The sequence below is a fragment of the Rhodovulum sp. PH10 genome, assembly GCF_000293785.1.
GTDB lineage: Bacteria > Pseudomonadota > Alphaproteobacteria > Rhizobiales > Xanthobacteraceae > Rhodoplanes.
In genome coordinates this window covers 1-361 of sequence record NZ_AKZI01000174.1, presented here as the reverse complement: position 1 = coordinate 361, position 361 = coordinate 1, and the positions used below count along the sequence as shown (strand labels likewise).

The window sequence follows — 361 nt, the reverse complement described above, 5'->3', positions numbered from 1 at the left end:
CTGCGATGAGCCGGGGATCGTGGCCGAGAACGCGACAGCGTCGGTCGATGACAGCGTCGAGGTCGTCGATCGTCTTGAAGTGACGATTGACGATGGGTTCGTCGACCAGCGCCCAGAGATGTTCGGCCGGCTGTAGCTCCGGACTGTAGGGCGGGAGGTAGACGAGCCGGAGGCCGTCGGGGACGGCGAGGCCGGGGCTAGTGTGCCATCCGGCCCCGTCGAGGACCAGGACGACGATGCGGGTCGACCCGGCTCCGACGGTGCGGGCGAAGTTCGCCAGCATTTGTTCGAAGAACGGCTTGTCGATGCCGTTCGACAAATACCAGACGCTCTCGCCGCTGGTCGGCTGCACGAAGGCGGT

1 protein-coding gene is annotated in these 361 nt (G+C 65.9%); it reads right to left on the bottom strand.

Annotation, left to right across the window (positions count from 1 at the left end):
* On the bottom strand, positions 1-361 hold a 361-nt coding region (locus A33M_RS20655), incomplete at both ends, for a transposase (protein ID WP_040622263.1).